Source organism: Bacillus sp. MYb209, from assembly GCF_002975175.1.
In the GTDB taxonomy this organism is placed as follows: Bacteria; Bacillota; Bacilli; order Bacillales; family Bacillaceae_G; genus Bacillus_A.
In genome coordinates this window covers 339902-357348 of record NZ_PCNZ01000003.1, presented here as the reverse complement: position 1 = coordinate 357348, position 17447 = coordinate 339902, and the positions used below count along the sequence as shown (strand labels likewise).

The following is a 17447-nucleotide window of genomic DNA, read 5'->3' as shown; positions in this document are numbered from 1 at the left end:
GAAGAGTATAGGGGACTTACAAAGGGGAGTTATGAATAGAATATACTTTAGTTGGTTAATTATTTCTCGTTTTAACCAAAATAATTATGAATTGATTTGGAGTTGAATACATTGGCACAAAATCATTTTAAATGGAGTAATAAACAATTACGAGAACATGTTGAAGTAATAGACGGCACAAGAAGTCCGCACATTTTATTGAAAAATGCAACGTATTTAAATTCTTACTTACGCGATTGGACTGTAGCAAATATTTGGATTTATGATGACAGAATTGTATATGTAGGCGAAAAACTGCCAGAGCAATTTACTCATTGTGAAGTCATTGATTGTGATGGGAAGTATGCAGTTCCTAGTTACATAGAACCACATGCTCATCCATATCAGTTGTATAACCCAGAAACTTTAGCAAATTATGCGATGCAATTTGGTACAACAACTTTCATTAATGATAATTTAACTTTATTTTTCACATTACAACGTGAAGAAGCATTTCGTTTATTAGATGAATTTAAAAAGATTCCGGCAAGCATGTATTGGTGGTGTCGTTTCGATGGACAAACTGAGTTGCAAAATGGCCAATCATTGTTTAATAGTGAAGAAATAATGGAATGGCTTAACCATGAAGATGTTCTTCAAGGCGGGGAGTTAACAGCATGGCCAAAACTATTACATGGCGATGAGGACATGTTAAATTGGGTGCAGGGAACGAAGCGATTAAAGAAAAAAGTAGAAGGACATTTTCCTGGAGCATCTGAAACAACTTTAGCAAAGTTAAAACTATTAGGTACGGATTGTGATCATGAAGCGATGACAGGGCAGGAAGCATTAACACGCCTTATGCAAGGTTACACCGTTTCTCTTAGAAATTCTTCTATCCGTCCAGATTTAGAAATTTTAGTAAAAGAATTGCTAGAACTAGGTGTTAAACAATTTGATAGATTCATTTTCACAACAGATGGTTCACATCCGTCATTTTATGAAAACGGAATGACAAATAGATTGATAGAAATAGCGATTAAGCAAGGGATACCGGTTATAGATGCCTATAATATGGCGAGTTATAACATTGCTCGTTATTATAATATGGAGCATTTACATGGTGCGATTGCCACAGGTAGAATCGCTAATATTAATATTTTGGAAAGTAAAGAAAACCCGGTGCCGATTAGTGTAATTGCAAAAGGACAATGGATGAAACGTGATGGAGAAAATAAAAATGAATCCTTACGTATAGAATGGGATGAATTTCAAGTAGCACCTTTACAATTAGACTGGTGTTTGCAGAAAGAAGATATGATTTTCAATGATGCAAAGGGTATAAAATTATTAAACGACGTCATAACAAAGCCATATGTTAGTGAAATCGAATTAAACTGTGATGAACTTTCATTTGACCATGATGAGTGTTTCCTTATGATGATTGCTCGTGATGGCACTTGGCGAGTGAATACAGTTGTGAAAGGTTTTGCGAAAGAATTAGGTGGTCTTGCTAGCTCTTATTCCGGAACAGGTGACATCATTCTTATTGGAAAGAGTAAAGAAGATATGTTATATGCCTTTCATAGAGTAAAAGAGCTCGGCGGGGGAATGGTAATAGCTGAAAAGACTGAAGTGTTACATGAAATTGCATTACCTTTATTAGGTATTATGTCAAACTTAGAAATGAGCGCATTAATACATAAAGAGAAAATGATGGCGAAATTACTACAAGAGCGAGGCTATGCTTATAACGATCCGGCATTTACGATTTTATTCTTTTCTGCAACGCACTTGCCTTTTATACGGGTAACACCTATAGGATTATATGATGTGAAAAGTAGTAAGGTACTTGCTTCGCCGATGAAACTGATAAACGAATATTAAAAGGGAAAGTCCTATAAAATAGCCTTTTTATAGGACTTTTCTCATTCCTAGCATAAGAATATCCTTGCCTCAAATAATATAGTATCTAAATTATTTGAGGTGATACTTAAATATGAAAAAACTATTGTATGTTTTAAGTATATTTATTTTGTGCGTATCTATACAACACGTTGTACATTCTCAATCAAATGCACCAAGGTTGTCTTCGGATTGTCTGGAAGAAAGTAAAATTCGTGATGGAAATTATGTGGAAAACATAATGAAGGACATTAAATCTTCGTTTGATTTAAATGTTGATGAAAATAGTTTTTGGGAAGTTAGTAAAAGAGACTTAGAGGCTGCACATTTGATGTATGGCGGACGGGAAAATGATTCTTATTATAACTCGTTAACTAAAATCTTTGATAGTGGTGGATATAGAGGAGAGCCTAGGTTGTTTGTGAGGGCGCTGGAAGCATTTTTACTTTATAAAGAAATAGATGATACAAATGTAATAAAACATCTTGAACTTGAAAAAGGGGAATGGATCGTTACCGAAACGAAAAAGAAGCAAGGGAAAATGGTGGAATACAAACCGTTACAATGTGAAAAGGATTATCTGAAAAAGAGAAATGAGTATCATAATATAAAATGAAATAACGAAAATTTTGAAAGGGAAAGCTTTCGTAACTCAATGTAAATGGATCGATAGAAATCACTAGTAAGTCCGCCATAAAAAACGTCATTTTAACCAATAAAAATGACGTTTTTTATATTCTTAAAGCTTTTGCATTGCACTCTCAATCTTCTTCACCAAATCAGCTGACACTTTATGAAAATACCCCAAAACTATCTTCCTAATATCATCGGATATAACTTTCAAATCAATAGCTAAATTTTCAGCAAGGTGTTCTTTCTCTATTTGTGTTAACTTCTCATAAAATTCACCAGCCTGCCCAAAGTCATCTTGCTTAGTTATAGAAGTTCTTTCAAGTTTTCCTTCAACATATCTTCCGTCACCGCTTGTAATTTGATTAGTAGGTGTCCAATCTTGCTGTTGGTTAACTGGTAATTTACGAAATTCAGCCCCAATTCTTCTTCTTTGAGAATCAGTATAAATATTGGCACGGGCCTGCAGTATTTTATCATCAGACAATTCTGCTCCATCCAGTAAATTAGAAGGAGAGAAGGACACTTTTTCTACTTGCTCCATATAATTTTCAGGATTTTTATTTAATACCATTTTACCAACTGGTATTAGAGGATAAGCCTTTTCATCCCATACTTTTGTATCGTCTAAAGGATCATAAGAAAGATTTGCTTCATCCTTAGGGTCCATGAGCTGAACATATAGGCCATATTCCACCGGTTTGCCACCCGCAATCGCATCGTATAAATCTTTACCAGCGTAATCAGGATTTTCAGCGGCTAGTCTATTTGCTTCTCCGCGACCAATGTATTGTACACCTTCAAATGGGTACCAATGGTATTTAACGTACTTTCTAATACCTTGAGCATTTCTCCAAACATATGTATTTACACTATGTCCTGGAATGTGGCGAAGACTTTTTATCGTACCAGCATCAGAGTATAAACGTACAATAAAATGAATCGATTCAGGCGCTCTTGCTATAAAGCTCCAGGACCGATCAGGATCAATTAAATTATTTTTAGGTGAAGGTAAGAATGCTTTAATAAATTCCGGGAAACGCATCGCATCACGAATAGAAAAGACAGGAATGTGATTACATATAAGGTCAAAAACGCCTTCTTCTGTATAAAATTTTGTAGCAAAACCACTTACATTTCTGGATGTATCAGGTGTTCCTTTTATACCGACAGCTAACGAAAAGCGAACCATAACAGGAACTTTTTGATTAGAATTTCGTAAAAATATCAGTTTTGTATGTTCAGACATCGGATATATTGTTTGGAAATAACCAAATGCACCAAATCCTTTTACATGAACAGGTCTTTCTAAAATCTTTTCATGAATAAATTCTTGTAAGGTTTCGTGTAGTACACCATCTTGCTTTAGAACAGGTCCACGTGAACCAACTGTTTGAGAGTGAAGTTTAGCTGGTGCATTACGTTCTCGGTTTTTATTAAAGTCTTCTCCTAATAAAGATTGCCTCTGTTTATCATATTTTTCATTCATCGATTTAGCCTCCAAATTTTTTTCGTCGATTGTTACTAAATATGATTCTATAGCCTTGATTATGTATTACATACAAAGTTCAAATTGGTAACATACCGCTAGATGAAAAAAACGCACATGTAGTGGACCTGTTGAAATAGAAGAAATTATGGAAAAATGAATATCGGGAAGAGAAATAACACGTTTTATTTAAGAGGTGGAAGAAAACCACTATTAAAATTTCAATCTTAAAAATTAATTTGTAAATGAATTTATAGATAATGAACATGAAAAACGGAAAAATAGCCAGGAGGAATTTATTATGTCGGATTGGTCTCAATTAGATAAAGAATATATGATGCCTACGTATTGTCGTACGAAGGTTGCGATAGAAAGAGGAGAAGGTTGTAAACTTTATGATGTGGATGGAAAAGAGTATTTAGATTTATTTTCTGGTGTAGGAGTAAATGTATTAGGATACAATCATCCTAAAATTGTGCAAACGACAATGGAGCAAGTTACGAAGTCATTGCATCTTCCTTTTCATTTTTTAAATCCAGTAGCGATTGAGTATGCAAAGAAATTAGTTGATTACTCTTTAAAAAATGGAAAAGTATTTTTTGCAAACTCTGGTACGGAAGCGACAGAAACAACTTTAAAATTAATTGATAAATATAGATCTATTACGAATGAAGAACGTGACGGAGTCGTTGTGCTGAAAAATAGTTTCCACGGGCGTACGTTAGGAGCGCTTCATTTTACAAGGCAGGAAAATGTATATCAAAATTTCCCTAAAACATCAATTCCTGTCTATGAAGTAGAGCGTGAAAATTTAGAGCAATTAGAAGGAACAATAATAAATGAAAAGCCTATTGCAATTATGCTAGAACCTGTTTTAGGAAGTGGGGGGATCTATCCTTTATCAAGTGAATATTTACATGGTGTTCAATATCTATGTGATAAATATAATGTAATTCTAATTGTTGATGAAGTACAAAGTGGTATGGGCAGAACTGGGAAACTATTTGCTTATCAAAATTTCAATATTACACCAGACATTATTCAAATTGGTAAAGGAGCAGGAGGCGGGATACCGCTAGGAGGAATCATTGTAGGTGAAAAGTTATGTAATGTATTTTCACCAGGAGATCACGGAACAACGTTTGCTCATTCATCAATCGGAACGGCTTTAGGTTTAACGGTATTAAAAACATTAATTGATGATGGTTTAATGCAAGAAGCTTATGAAACGTCATTATATTTAAATGGCAAACTACAAGAAATTCAGAAAGAAAATTCTTATCTTATTAAAGAAGTGCGTCATGCTGGGATGATGTTCGGTATTAGTGTGAACGATACAAATGAAAATGTGAAGAAATTACAGGTAGAGCTAATGAATAAAGGAATGTTAGTTGATGTAACACAAGGAAATATCATTCGTTTACTTCCGCCATATATTATTACGAAAGAAGAGATTGATGAATTCGTTAATGAGTTAATTTCTTGTATTCATAGCTTGGCAGCTACAGCTAGTGTTTAAAAATAAATATTTTATTTCTACTATGATGAAATTATTTGTGATGATTTGAAGCTGAAAAGTGACTTGTTTTAAATTCAAACAAAAGGAGAATAGGAGAGGAAAATGCTCTCTCATGCTCTGAAAAAAATAATAAATAAAAAGCTGAAAAAGGCACTAATATAGTGTCTTTTTCAGCTTTTTAAATACTTATTTCCTTAACCTGGAAAGCATCTCATTGGACAAATATTTAATTATGTGAAACAATAATAACAGATAAGGAGACGTTGCTTTTCCTTAAGTGCTTCGTATTGGATTTATTCTAGTAAGAGAAGGTGTGCTTAAAGAAGTTAAATTAAATAAGGAGCTGTTTTACTATATGCAACAAAATAATGATTTAAATTTTGAACCTCAAGACGTTAATATTGTCAATCCTAAACAAGCTAGGAAAGCAGTTGTTGCTACTGGCATTGGGAATGCAATGGAGTGGTTTGACTTTGGATTATACGCGTATTTAGCGGTAATTTTAAGTCAATTATTCTTCTCAGGTGTGAATAATAGTGGTTTGCAACTTGTACTAACATTTGGTACATTTGCGGCGGCCTTTCTAGTTCGACCAATTGGAGGTATTTTCTTTGGTAGAATAGGAGATAAGTATGGCCGAAAGATTGTTTTAAGTACAACTATTATTTTAATGGCACTATCTACATTATTCATCGCATTACTACCAACCTATGAACAAATTGGTGTATGGGCACCAATACTACTTTTAATTGCGCGAATGATTCAAGGCTTCTCTACAGGCGGCGAATATTCAGGAGCAATGGTTTATATCGCAGAATCTTCTCCAGATAAAAAGCGTGGTATACTCGGTAGTGGTCTTGAAATTGGGACACTCTCAGGTTACATTGCTGCCTCGGTAATTGTTACCATTTTGACGTTATTATTAACAGATGAGCAAATGCTCAGCTGGGGATGGCGTATTCCTTTCTTAATTGCTGCACCAATTGGTTTGGTCGGTTTATATTTACGACGTCATTTAGATGAATCTCCAATCTTTCAAGAGATGGAAAAAGCACAAGAGGAATCTGAAGACAACGAACAATTTTCATTTATGGATATATTAAAATATCACAAAAAAGACTTCTTATTAAGCACAGTAATTGTTGCCTTCTTTAACATTACAAACTATATGATCCTTTCGTATATTCCTTCTTATTTAACACAAGTACTAAAAGTCAAAGAAACAACTGGCTTATTAATTATTTCAATTACGATGGCACTTATGATTCCACTGGCACTTTATTTCGGTAAATTAAGTGATAAAGTAGGTAATAAACGCGTAGTACAAATTGGTTTACTTGGTTTAGCATTATGTTCAATTCCAGCATTTTTATTAATTGGTAACGGACATATTGTAGCCATGTTTGCGGGTGTTTTCGTCTTAGGTTTCTTCCTTAGTGTTTATGAAGGAACATTGCCTTCGTTATTACCAGCACTCTTTTTCACCGATGTACGTTATCGTGCACTTTCTATCTCCTTTAATATTTCTGTATCTATATTCGGTGGTACAACGCCGCTTGTATGTTCATACTTAGTTCATGCTACTGGTAATCCACTGGCACCAGCATTTTATTTAACAGGTGTAAGTGTAATTGGATTAGTTGTATTTAGTGTACTGTTTGTTACAACATCAGGACGTGCATTAAAAGGATCTTATCCTACCGTAGAATCGAAGAAAGAAGCACATCTAATCGCTAAAGAAGACCCTGAAGAAACACTTTGGTGGCATGAAGAATCTTTAGAAATTGAAGCAGGAAAAAAAGCATAAATTGTGAAAAGCAACGTGGACTTTTACAAAAAAAGACTCCTAGTTTAATAGGAGTCTTTTTGTATACATCATTATCTCTTCTTCTTCTTCAAACTCTTCTGATAAGCATAAAGCTTATGAACCTCTTCCTTAAATTCATGCAAAAGTACAGTGTTTTCACTATTTGAATAACGTACTGCATTATAAGCATCTATAATAATATGACTCTGAATATTTACATCTTCTTCAAGATTTATTCTTTCTAACCAAGCCTCAACAGTTTCTCCTCGTTCTCGGTTTAAAGTAGGGGATAGCTTACTCTCGAGTTTAAAAATTTCTTTTCGAATTTCGTTATTTGGTGGTTTATTTCGTTTGAATCGTTTTTGGCTAATGCCGTCTTTATCAGTAAGTATTGTAGATTCGAAGACAGGCATATTTGGCAGACTTAAGTATTTTCGTTTTTTTACTATTTTCCAAACGACGTAAATAGCTATGGCTGTACAGACCAATATTGTAATGCTATTTATGAGTATTGGATCAAAATCAGGAAGTTTTTTCCCGTCTTCAATTCGTGGTTTTAAGAGATGTCCTTTATTTGCCCAAACTCCTTCTGTATCTTTCATTTCAGCTGCTATTAGTAATGGATTTATAGCATAGCCGATCCCTAATGCGATTACTTCCGTGATAAAAGCAAAAATAAGCCGTATGAAAGGAAACACTTGAATAAGTAATATACTAATTACGCCAATCGTAATGATAGAAGTGAAACGTAATAGTTGTTGTTTGCGATTTGCCCCAGTTAGCCAAAATGTAATCATAATATGCAAAGCTAATAGTAACAATTTCCATAATGGAGGAAATGGTGCATAAAATATAGCTGAAACGACAAACCATACAATGCCGCCTAACGATTTTTGAACTGGATATCCAGGTCCGACCGCGTGTACGATAAAGAAGAAAAGCGGTAACATAATGGTGCCAAAAAGAGAAAACGGTAGGATTAAAGAACAACCGACTATTTGAGCAACTAACAGTATTACAAATCCTGTTGTTTTTTTCTTCATGAATTTATTAATAAGAAGTACTCCTACATAACCGGTCGCTAAAAATATAGCAATACCAACTATTTCATTTCTTTCCGTTAATAACGAAAGGAGGAGCAGCAGAATAAAGTCATTAACGTGATAGAGCCAAGCTTTCAACTGATTCCACCATCCCTTCATTATTAATGAGAAATGTAGGTTGTGTTAGAAGAGGAAGCTCATTCTTCTGTAAACCAATGTATATCATTGTAGACGAGCGTTCCCTTTTTCTCGTTACATAGTGAAGAAATCCTTGTTTCGGAAGTAGCGTACTATCATCTGAAATACGTGCCAATTCCTCTAAAGCCTTCCCGTAATGTGTTTGTCCTTCGTTTAAAGGTAAAAGCAAAGGGCCACCTTCTGCTAAAACACTAATAAATAACTCAAACGGAATTTGATGCTTCGTTGCGTATTGGCAAATGTATGTGGTAAAAGAAATAAGGTCTTCTACATTCTCTTTCCAACCAAACCCACGATCAGCAGCTAAAGAAAGACAAATCGTCCAACTATAATTTTTTACAGGTTCATATTGCTTTGCTTGTAATTCCTGCATTTTAGCAGATGCTTTCCAATGGATAGAGCGGAAAGACTCACGTTCATATCGTTTTACACCGATAATAGATGTTTCATCATTGTAAAAAGAGAAATTCGTTCGATAAGAACCGGTTAATAGTTGCTGAAGTTCTTGCAAACCGGCTACGTTTTTAGGAGTAGGGTATACAATAATTTCAGTCTTTAACTTATCGAAAACAGGTAAATGTACAGTTAATAAATGAAAAGGGTCTTTTAAAACACATTCGAACTGTTCAATTTGGAATACACCACGCTTCGTTGCGGTTAATGTTAAATCCCATTTTTGCGCTGAATGAGCAGGTTGTGAAAATGGGAAAGAAAATAACGTTTTTGATATTTGTTCAATCCCTTGATCTTTATGCGGTATAAGGGACGAATTTAAATGAAAATAACAAACACCATTAACGAGTGGTATATTTGCCCCATTTTTCAAATGAATAAAAAACTGTCCGGATTCATCAGGGAAAAGCCGAGTTGTTTGTTTTTCATTTATAACTTGAAATCTTTTCTCTATGTAGGCGACATATTTATAAATGAAAATCGCAAATAAATAGTAGAAGAAAAAGAGAAACATAAGAAATCGTTGTGGGAAAAAGAACGTAAATAGTAAAGCGACCGGTACAGTTAGTTGGATAATGTGGATTTGAAAAAATAAAGGTACAGTTACAACGCGCTGTCCATTCATGCTTGCTCAATCTCCACGGGTACGTCAACTTCTTTTAAAATCCTTTGCATTAATTCATTTTTTGTTGTACGTAAAGCTCCTTCCATTGACAAGACGATACGATGATTCCAAATGGAAGGAACTAAAAATTGAATATCTTCAGGTATGCAATATTCCTTGCCGCGTAAAAAGGCTAGTGCTTGAACTGCACGTACTAAAGCTAATGTGGCACGCGGGCTTACACCGTTAGCAATGTAATCATGATTTCTTGTAGCGTGAGCAAGTTTAATAATGTAGTGTTCTAGCGCCTCTGATACGAATACTTCTTTCACTTGTTTCTGTGCTTCTAAAATGTCTTCTAAAGAAATAACAGATGTGACGCTTTCTAGTGGTGCATTGTTACGAAAACGGCGCATCATTTGTAGCTCATCTTCAGGATTCGGATAACCAATTGAAATTGTCATTAAAAAACGGTCAAGCTGTGCATCTGGAAGAGGGAAAGTTCCTTGTGATTCAATCGGGTTTTGCGTCGCAATAACAAAGAACGGTTTCGGAAGAGGAGTAGACTGCTTTTCAAGCGTTACTTGGCGTTCTTCCATCGCTTCTAACAAACTAGATTGTGTTCTCGGCATCGCACGGTTAATTTCATCTGCAAGTAGTATGTTTGTTACGACTGGTCCAAGTCTTAACTCGAATTCACTCGTTTTTGGATTGAAATATTCAATTCCTGTCACATCGCTCGGAAGTACATCGGGTGTAAATTGAACACGAGAAAAACTACCACCAATACTTTTTGAAATTGTTTTCGCAAGTAACGTTTTTCCAGTACCAGGTACGTCTTCAAGCAGTACATGGCCTTCAGCAAGTAATGAAACGAGTAGTAGATCAATAACATTTTCCTTACCAACAAACACAGACCCTATATTTTCTTTTAATTTCTGAATCATATGTAACATTCCTTTCATAATAAAAGAGCTGATATTTCTATATTTTAACAAATTATTCAGAAAATTGGTATGATTTTTTAATTCGAAGAGATGGATATTTAATTTTAAAATTGCACTTGCATATTTTGGAATATAATTATACAATATCGATATACGATGTATCGTGAGTCGATATATCATAAGGCGATGTATCGGAGGTAATTATAATGAATGGGAAAGCGCAAAAATACATTCCATTAACTGAGGCGACATATTACATATTGTTGTCACTTGTAAAGCCAATGCATGGTTATGGAATTATGCAAATGGTAGAAGAGATGACAAATGGGGAAGTAAAGCTCGGTCCTGGTACTTTATACGGAAATACGACGAAGTTATTGAAAGAAAAGTTAATTGTTGAAGTAGCCTCTACAGACAGAAAGAAGTGCTACGAGTTAACAACGTTTGGTAGAGAAGTGTTAGAGCTAGAGTATAACAGACTGCAAAGATCTGTAAGGAATGGAAACAGTATATTAGGGGAGTGAATGGAAGATGGAGACAAAGACAAAGAAGATATTCAAACCTTTCGCGGTATGGAGCTTAGAAAAAGAAGAAGCTTTTTTACGGAATATGCACCAACAAGGCTGGGCATTACAAAAATATAATATAATGTATACGTTTAAGAAAACTAAGTCGAAAGATGTAGTATATAAAGCGGATTTCAGATTATCTTATAAAGATTCAAAAGAAAAACAAAAAGAATATATTGAACTATATGAAATGTGTGGGTGGAAACATGTAACGAGTTTTGCAAAATGGAATTATTTTTGTAAAGAAGTAGAAGAGGAAAATGAATTGCCTGATATTTATTCAGAAAAGGAAACGAAGGTACAAAAAATGAAGGAATTACTACAATTTTTTGCATTTGTTTCAATAACTATATTACCCTCAATGTATAACGTATTTTTAAGTTCAACAGAATCAAGAGTGCCAATTTGGGCGAAAGTTATGCTGGGGTTTATTGGCTGTATGTATATCTATCTCTTTATAAGGCTTTCTTGGAAAATTAAGAAATTGAAAAACGAAATATTATAATAAAAAGTGGATTTTTAAAGAAGATGATTCTGGTGGGAACTAGGGATCATCTTCTTTTATTTATTCTTACATTCATTTTGTGCACTCCTTTTTACACAATAAGAACTATATATTTAAGGTGTAGAACTATGAGAGAAGTACAAATAATAATACCTAACAAATTCATAAATGACGATGAAGCTGCTAAGTAGCAATAAAGTAGTTTTAAAAATATCAGCCATGATGTTCAATAATCGGACCTGATTGTTGAGTACCATTTTTAATTTTAAACTGATGTTAATAACATCATGGAAGTTATTAAGGTTTTCACTTAAAGAAACTACGAGATGAGTAAGAGATATTTCTAAATCAATTTCCATTTGCATGGGAATTTAAATGGGGAAAGAACCATATAAAATTATGAAGGGAGGAGAGTCATAAAATGCAGAGAATGAACAATTATTTTCGTGCTCGTGCGAGTATGGTATACATGATGACTAATAATGAAGTAATGAATCACATTGTTGCTTTTCATATGGATACGAATGGAATGCTCACTTTTGTGGGTTCTTACCGAACTTACGGAAGAGGTACTGGTATAAAGGAAGTTTCTACAGAAACGGCAAACGATGGTATAGATCCTTTAGCATCACAAGGTTCTCTCACTTTGTCCCGTGATGGTCGTTTCCTATTTGCAGTTAACGCAGGCAGTCATAGTATCAGTAGTTTTATCATAGCAGATAACGGGGTGCCGGTTTTCGTGGATGTAAAGCCATCAGGAGGTGCTCAGCCCAATAGCATTGGTGTGCATGATAATCTTCTTTATGTCTCCAATGTAGGTAATGCTGTAAACAATTTTGCATCAAATATTACTGGATTTCACATAGATGATAAGGGAAACCTTACACCTATTCCAGGATCCACTCATGCTCTCAGTACCTTTAATGCTCAGCCCGCACAAGTTCTCTTCACCCCGGATGGTAGTAAAATCGTTGTCTCCGAGCTTACATCAAACCATCTCAGTGTCTTCCATGTAAATAAAGATGGTACGGTTACAGGACCAATTGTTAATGATTCTTACGGTAAAGGCCCATTAGGTGCTTACTTTCTATCGTCCGGAATTCTCTTAGTTACAGAAGCAGTTTCAAATGCGTTGTCATCTTATTCATTGAGCAATGACGGTACTCTTCATGTAATCTGTGGATCTGTACAAAATGGATATAAAACTGCTTGTTGGGTTATAACAACGAAGGATGAACGTTTTGCCTACACTACGAACACTTTAAGTGGCACCATCTCGACCTACCAAATCGTCCCGAATGGAGCACTGTCGGTAGTAAGGCATATTACTAGTACACCGCCGGGTACAGCACCAGGTCTTCCGATGGATGTTGGAGTGAGTAAAGATGGACGACATTTTTACACCCTTAATGGAAATCAAGGTACAGTGTCAGCATTTAATATTCAAAGTGATGGTAGTCTAGTAAGGTTGCAGGTTGTTGCTTCATCCAATGTGCCTTATTTTGGGTCGCAAGGCTTAGCTGTTCTTTGATTCTATTGGGCCGCTATATTTGTGTGGAAAAGAAAAATATATGACGGTGTATGAATAGTAGACATGTAGATGAATTAGGAACCTTTGATTAAACAGCAATTGTGCATCTTGCTTACGTAAAACAGAAAAACCCCCCTATAGAAAATTGGTAGGGGGTAATAAAGATGTTTAAGAGAAAGACTGATTTTGAGCTGGTTTAATAAATTGTTCTGGATTTTCAACAAGCCCGCATACGGCACATTGGACGCGGTATGTAGGTCCTTGATAAGCCATATGAAAAGCGTTCATCGTTTCATTCGTGTATTCTTCTTCTACTTGACCAGTTTGCGGATTTAATTTTACTGGTTTTACTTGTTGCTCAAGAATATTAAAGCGAGTGCGGTTCGTTTTACAGCTTGGACATAACATTGGTTCCATATGTATACACCTCCATTTGTAGCATTTCTTAAACGGTATGATTTTATGCAAGTAAAAAAACTTTCTCAATATAAATAGGTGTTTAATGTGTTTAAAATTCAGAAAAAATAAAATATAATAAATGTAAGAACTGGTTATGTCCAAACCAAATCTCCTGTTTTATGCCAATAAGCTGGGAGGCCGAGAAATCGGCCTCATTTTTTTGTGCTCATTTTTAGGTGGAACAAGGTTTTTTGAGACTTTTGTCGAAATTTTAGGGATAGATACAAAAGGGGATGGATGTAAAATGAATTTAAAAATGAAGTACATTATTTTATATGTAGAAAAGTTTGAAGAATGCTTAAGATTCTATAAAGATATTTTACAGTTACCTATAAAAGCAGAGCATGGTACATATATTGAGTTTAATACTGGATCTACAATTTTAGCGATGAATACGCGACAAGACGTGAAAGAATTAACAGGACTACCGCTTACAGAAGGTGAGTTACAGTCTTCTCATTTCGAATTAGGATTTGTTGTTGATAATGTACAAGAAACGATTGAGCAATTCAGAGGACAAGGTATTAAAGTTTTAGTTGAGCCAATCGTAAAACCGTGGGGACAAACAATAGCTTACATTGCCGATCCAGACGGTAATTATATTGAAATTTGTAGTTCATTAGAATAAAAGGAGAAAAAGAGGATGGAGTTTCCAAAATTAGAAACAGAACGATTACTATTAAGAGAACTTACACTATTAGATGCAGAAACAATGTTCCATTATTTTTCAAAAGAATCCGTTATTCGTTATTTCGGAATGGATTCTTTTGAAAATATTGAGCAAGCGAAAACGACAATTCAAACATTTAGAAAGCGCAATGAAGAAGGAAGTGTATTTCGCTGGGGAATAGAGAAGAAAGGTACGGATCAATTAATTGGTACGTGTGGATTTCATTTAATTAACAATCATCATAAACGAGCTGAAATTGGTTATGAGCTAGATGATACATATTGGGGACAAGGATACGCAACAGAAGCACTGCAGGAAATGCTAGCTTACGGGTTTGAAACGTTGCACTTAATAAGAATTGCAGCTGTCGTATATATAGAAAATGAAGCTTCTCGTAATTTATTAAAAAAAGCAGGGTTTCAAGAAGAAGGATTACTTCGAAAATATATGATTCAAAATGATGTTGCTCATGACACGGTCGTTTATTCATTATTAAAAGAAGATTGGCAAAAGTAATGAGCACAAGTGAAATAATGAAAGTGATTAAAGAACATAAAGATGAGCGATTTATTTTAGGTATAGATGGCCTAAGTCGTTCGGGTAAAACAACATTAGTTAAAGAGTTGGAAGAAGATATGAAGGAAAGTGGAATCCCGTTTCATATTTTTCATATTGATGATCACATTACCGAGCGTAATAAGCGATATCATACTGGATTTGCAGAGTGGTATGAGTACTATAACCTTCAATGGGATATCGATTGGTTGCAGCGAAACCTTTTTCAAAAGTTACAAAACGATATTAAATTAGAATTACCTTTCTATCATGATGAAACAAACTCATGTGAACTGAAAGAAATACGGATTCCTTTAGTAGGTGTAATTGTTGTTGAAGGAGTCTTTCTTCAGCGAATAGAATGGAGAGAGTTCTTTCATTATATGGTGTATTTGGATTGTTCAAGACAAACAAGGTTTTTACGTGAAAGTGTAGAAACGCAGAGGAACCTTTCAAAGTTTCAAAATAGGTATTGGAAGGCTGAGGATTATTATTTGGAAAAGGAATCGCCGAAGGAGAGGGCGAATTTAATAATACATAATATGTAACAATGTAATAGCGGCGTAGTCTTTGTCGCATTACTCCGAATTTTTTAAAGTGGTTATTGATAGAGAGCTTTCATTATAATTAGTTTGAATAAAACCTCTACTTTTTACTCGAAAAGTAGAGGTTTTATTCTATGTCTTATCAAAAAACTATAGTGGATTAATTCTTTCAAGGGAAACGTATGTGCAGAACCAGAAATTCATTCAACCTAATAAGAACCTTTTATATCTTCTATTTGCCATATAAATCATGAATTAACAACAGCGTTTTCTTATGTGATTATATGTGTGAATTACTTTGAGGTTTTCTGTGAGAAACAAGATGTGTTTTGGAAGATACCAATCTTAGTTTGGTATCTATACTCACAATATTTTATTAAGGTAATAATGTTCACATATAAATCTAGAGTTTTTTATCAAAAGTTTGTTTATTTATTTTTGAGGATGAAATAGTAATTGGAGAACTAGGATTTGATGCTGGAGATGGTAATCTAGTCGCTTCAAATTGAGATAAAACGGCAAGGAATTGACCAGCTACACTGCTACTAGCAGAGATTCTGACTACATCCCCTGCTTGCAATTGGACGATAGTAGAGGGGTTTACAGCATTTAGAAAACCAGAATTTCCACCCATAAAATTATCGCTACCAGCTATAAAACTATTATTAACGGATATTAATGCTTGAGTTACATAATTTACTGATATATCTGTTGGTTCAAAAGTTACAGCAGCAATAATTAAATATACACCATCTTGTTGTGGTGAGAAAGTTGACATCCTATCATATTCGTTATTTAAATCAAATTCTATGGTTTCAAATGTAATTATCGAAAGGGCATTTGCGGATATGGACTGATCAGTAGTTTTAATGGCCCTAAATGCCGATTCAAGACCAGTATTTCCAGTTGGTCCACTTTCAGGTAATGGGATTAAACATTGAAAAGGTATATGTGGTTCTTTTTTATATCTACTCAAATATTTCACCTACTTTAAAGGGGCAGTTATTAATTTACATGATATAAGATATGAAAAAAATATATAAAAGATTGAGACAAGCGTTTATTAACAGCTTACTTGGAGTAAAGAGACAAGCTTTTTTTTTATGAAAGAAAACAAAGCTTAAGAATAAAAGGAATCAATTTAAGTTGGTAAATTGATTGTGGGTAGCTGGGATGTTGAAGGGGAAGACATTTAAAACAAAATCCTTATTTAAATAAAAGAAACCCCGTATGTCTGCGGGGCTCCTAAGGGTAATCGTCAAGTAATGACGTACTCGACTAATTAACAATATCATGAATTTTTTGGTGAAAATACTGGTAAATTTGTCCAAATAAATAGGGTCATCATTTGAAAAAAACGTTATTTTAAAAGAAGAGAGTATTAAATTCTTAAAAATAAATATGCCCTAGTATGGTATAAGACTAGGACATAAAAATTAGTTGGTAAATATCTTCGTATTAATACTAACATACTATTTATACGTAATGTTTAGAAGTTTGGATATTTAAATTTTTTTTTCGAGAAACGGTATGGAAATTTCATTTTTTAGAAAAGGAGAAACTAAAAAAGAGCACTTACTCACGGTGCTCTTTAAGATAGGAGGTAACTCTATGAGCGAAACGTCTAGGTTAGAAGTATATGGTGTGAAAAAGAAATAAGAACAAAATTTTATTATTAGATCAATACAAAAGAGCAGATAGCAAAAGCTAACTGCTCCGTTTTGGAGGAAAAATCAATTGTTACAGATTGGCGTATTCACAGTATATACGGGATTCAGATTTTTATTCTTTCAAACCTAAAAGCGCACTTTTCAAAAGGTATTCTTTGGATTAAGACTCTTATTGTAAAAGAATACATGATATCTTATGCAGGTATGCTGATGAAGCGAATTGTTTGAGCCAATACAGCTGAACCTTCCCCTCAGTCTTTTGTATTGGTTCAAACAAGGTGCCAGAAGAAATATACGCGTCTTGATATAAATCCTTTAAACGTTTTGTAAAAGATAGGTGAAAATAACATTAAGTAGCCGAAGTGTTTT

Annotated in this window: 16 protein-coding genes; 10 read left to right on the top strand and 6 right to left on the bottom strand. The window is 34.3% G+C overall.

Translation table 11 applies throughout. The features are described 5' to 3' along the window. The first annotated feature begins 111 nt into the window (after positions 1-111). Entirely contained in the window at positions 112-1866 is a 1755-nt protein-coding gene (locus CQZ94_RS08940) for an adenine deaminase C-terminal domain-containing protein (protein ID WP_105585101.1), read from the top strand. 112 nt (positions 1867-1978) lie between these two features. Beyond that, positions 1979-2500 carry a hypothetical protein gene (locus CQZ94_RS08935; RefSeq protein ID WP_105585100.1) on the top strand — a complete coding sequence of 174 codons (522 nt, stop codon included), beginning with the start codon at positions 1979-1981 and terminating at the stop codon, positions 2498-2500. A 123-nt stretch (positions 2501-2623) separates the two neighbouring features. Here the strand turns inward: CQZ94_RS08935 and CQZ94_RS08930 are convergent, their stop codons facing one another. Further along, positions 2624-4003: a catalase gene (locus CQZ94_RS08930; RefSeq protein ID WP_105585099.1), complete on the bottom strand. Its 1380-nt coding sequence runs from the start codon at positions 4001-4003 to the stop codon at positions 2624-2626. A gap of 301 nt (positions 4004-4304) precedes the next feature. Here CQZ94_RS08930 and CQZ94_RS08925 point away from each other — a divergent pair, with 301 nt between their 5' ends. Continuing rightward, positions 4305-5522 (top strand): aspartate aminotransferase family protein, encoded by a 1218-nt coding sequence (locus CQZ94_RS08925; protein ID WP_105585098.1) that lies wholly within the window; start codon positions 4305-4307, stop codon positions 5520-5522. A 355-nt stretch (positions 5523-5877) separates the two neighbouring features. Beyond that, positions 5878-7329 carry an MFS transporter gene (locus CQZ94_RS08920; protein WP_105585145.1) on the top strand — a complete coding sequence of 484 codons (1452 nt, stop codon included), beginning with the start codon at positions 5878-5880 and terminating at the stop codon, positions 7327-7329. A 71-nt stretch (positions 7330-7400) separates the two neighbouring features. Here CQZ94_RS08920 and CQZ94_RS08915 read toward each other — a convergent pair whose 3' ends face one another. Genes CQZ94_RS08915 through CQZ94_RS08905 form a run of 3 tightly spaced genes read right to left on the bottom strand, consistent with a single transcriptional unit; the run spans position 7401 to position 10574 of the window. After that, positions 7401-8510 carry a DUF4018 domain-containing protein gene (locus tag CQZ94_RS08915; protein ID WP_105585097.1) on the bottom strand — a complete coding sequence of 370 codons (1110 nt, stop codon included), beginning with the start codon at positions 8508-8510 and terminating at the stop codon, positions 7401-7403. Then, a complete protein-coding gene (locus CQZ94_RS08910) occupies positions 8485-9648 on the bottom strand; it encodes a DUF58 domain-containing protein (RefSeq protein ID WP_105585096.1) in 1164 nt (387 codons plus the stop codon). Before CQZ94_RS08910 ends, CQZ94_RS08915 begins: the two co-directional genes overlap by 26 nt. Then, positions 9645-10574, bottom strand: coding sequence for an AAA family ATPase (locus CQZ94_RS08905; protein ID WP_105585095.1), 930 nt, complete (start codon positions 10572-10574; stop codon positions 9645-9647). The genes CQZ94_RS08910 and CQZ94_RS08905 overlap by 4 nt, the downstream gene beginning before the upstream one ends. 206 nt (positions 10575-10780) lie before the next feature. Here CQZ94_RS08905 and CQZ94_RS08900 point away from each other — a divergent pair, with 206 nt between their 5' ends. The 3 genes from CQZ94_RS08900 (at position 10781) to CQZ94_RS08890 (ending at position 13179) form a co-directional block, all read left to right on the top strand. Further along, positions 10781-11098, top strand: coding sequence for a PadR family transcriptional regulator (locus CQZ94_RS08900; RefSeq protein ID WP_105585094.1), 318 nt, complete (start codon positions 10781-10783; stop codon positions 11096-11098). Between the two features lie 7 nt (positions 11099-11105). Continuing rightward, positions 11106-11648, top strand: a complete 543-nt coding sequence (locus CQZ94_RS08895; RefSeq protein WP_105585093.1) for a DUF2812 domain-containing protein — start codon at positions 11106-11108, stop codon at positions 11646-11648. A 421-nt stretch (positions 11649-12069) separates the two neighbouring features. Further along, a complete protein-coding gene (locus CQZ94_RS08890) occupies positions 12070-13179 on the top strand; it encodes a lactonase family protein (protein WP_105585092.1) in 1110 nt (369 codons plus the stop codon). Between the two features lie 168 nt (positions 13180-13347). Here the strand turns inward: CQZ94_RS08890 and CQZ94_RS08885 are convergent, their stop codons facing one another. Beyond that, positions 13348-13596, bottom strand: coding sequence for a hypothetical protein (locus CQZ94_RS08885; protein ID WP_000433610.1), 249 nt, complete (start codon positions 13594-13596; stop codon positions 13348-13350). Between the two features lie 286 nt (positions 13597-13882). On the opposite strand from CQZ94_RS08885, the gene CQZ94_RS08880 reads away from it, so the two are divergent. Genes CQZ94_RS08880 through CQZ94_RS08870 form a run of 3 tightly spaced genes read left to right on the top strand, consistent with a single transcriptional unit; the run spans position 13883 to position 15411 of the window. Then, positions 13883-14266: a VOC family protein gene (locus CQZ94_RS08880; RefSeq protein ID WP_105585144.1), complete on the top strand. Its 384-nt coding sequence runs from the start codon at positions 13883-13885 to the stop codon at positions 14264-14266. Between the two features lie 15 nt (positions 14267-14281). After that, positions 14282-14824, top strand: a complete 543-nt coding sequence (locus tag CQZ94_RS08875) for a GNAT family N-acetyltransferase (protein ID WP_105585091.1) — start codon at positions 14282-14284, stop codon at positions 14822-14824. Beyond that, complete coding sequence (locus CQZ94_RS08870) at positions 14824-15411, top strand: kinase (protein WP_105585090.1); 588 nt, start codon at positions 14824-14826, stop codon at positions 15409-15411. The genes CQZ94_RS08875 and CQZ94_RS08870 overlap by 1 nt, the downstream gene beginning before the upstream one ends. 400 nt (positions 15412-15811) lie before the next feature. Here the strand turns inward: CQZ94_RS08870 and CQZ94_RS08865 are convergent, their stop codons facing one another. Next, positions 15812-16393, bottom strand: coding sequence for an exosporium leader peptide (locus CQZ94_RS08865; RefSeq protein ID WP_258166012.1), 582 nt, complete (start codon positions 16391-16393; stop codon positions 15812-15814). Between the last annotated feature and the right edge of the window lie 1054 nt (positions 16394-17447).

Excerpts from the sequence above, each read along its gene's own strand:
- CQZ94_RS08935 (WP_105585100.1), top strand. The coding sequence starts at position 1,979 with ATGAAAAAACTATTGTATGTTTTAAGTATATTTATTTTGTGCGTATCT.
- CQZ94_RS08930 (WP_105585099.1), bottom strand. The coding sequence starts at position 4,003 with ATGAATGAAAAATATGATAAACAGAGGCAATCTTTATTAGGAGAAGAC.
- CQZ94_RS08925 (WP_105585098.1), top strand. The coding sequence starts at position 4,305 with ATGTCGGATTGGTCTCAATTAGATAAAGAATATATGATGCCTACGTAT.
- CQZ94_RS08920 (WP_105585145.1), top strand. The coding sequence starts at position 5,878 with ATGCAACAAAATAATGATTTAAATTTTGAACCTCAAGACGTTAATATT.
- CQZ94_RS08910 (WP_105585096.1), bottom strand. The coding sequence starts at position 9,648 with ATGAATGGACAGCGCGTTGTAACTGTACCTTTATTTTTTCAAATCCAC.
- CQZ94_RS08905 (WP_105585095.1), bottom strand. The coding sequence starts at position 10,574 with ATGATTCAGAAATTAAAAGAAAATATAGGGTCTGTGTTTGTTGGTAAG.
- CQZ94_RS08900 (WP_105585094.1), top strand. The coding sequence starts at position 10,781 with ATGAATGGGAAAGCGCAAAAATACATTCCATTAACTGAGGCGACATAT.
- CQZ94_RS08895 (WP_105585093.1), top strand. The coding sequence starts at position 11,106 with ATGGAGACAAAGACAAAGAAGATATTCAAACCTTTCGCGGTATGGAGC.
- CQZ94_RS08890 (WP_105585092.1), top strand. The coding sequence starts at position 12,070 with ATGCAGAGAATGAACAATTATTTTCGTGCTCGTGCGAGTATGGTATAC.
- CQZ94_RS08885 (WP_000433610.1), bottom strand. The coding sequence starts at position 13,596 with ATGGAACCAATGTTATGTCCAAGCTGTAAAACGAACCGCACTCGCTTT.
- CQZ94_RS08880 (WP_105585144.1), top strand. The coding sequence starts at position 13,883 with ATGAATTTAAAAATGAAGTACATTATTTTATATGTAGAAAAGTTTGAA.
- CQZ94_RS08875 (WP_105585091.1), top strand. The coding sequence starts at position 14,282 with ATGGAGTTTCCAAAATTAGAAACAGAACGATTACTATTAAGAGAACTT.
- CQZ94_RS08870 (WP_105585090.1), top strand. The coding sequence starts at position 14,824 with ATGAGCACAAGTGAAATAATGAAAGTGATTAAAGAACATAAAGATGAG.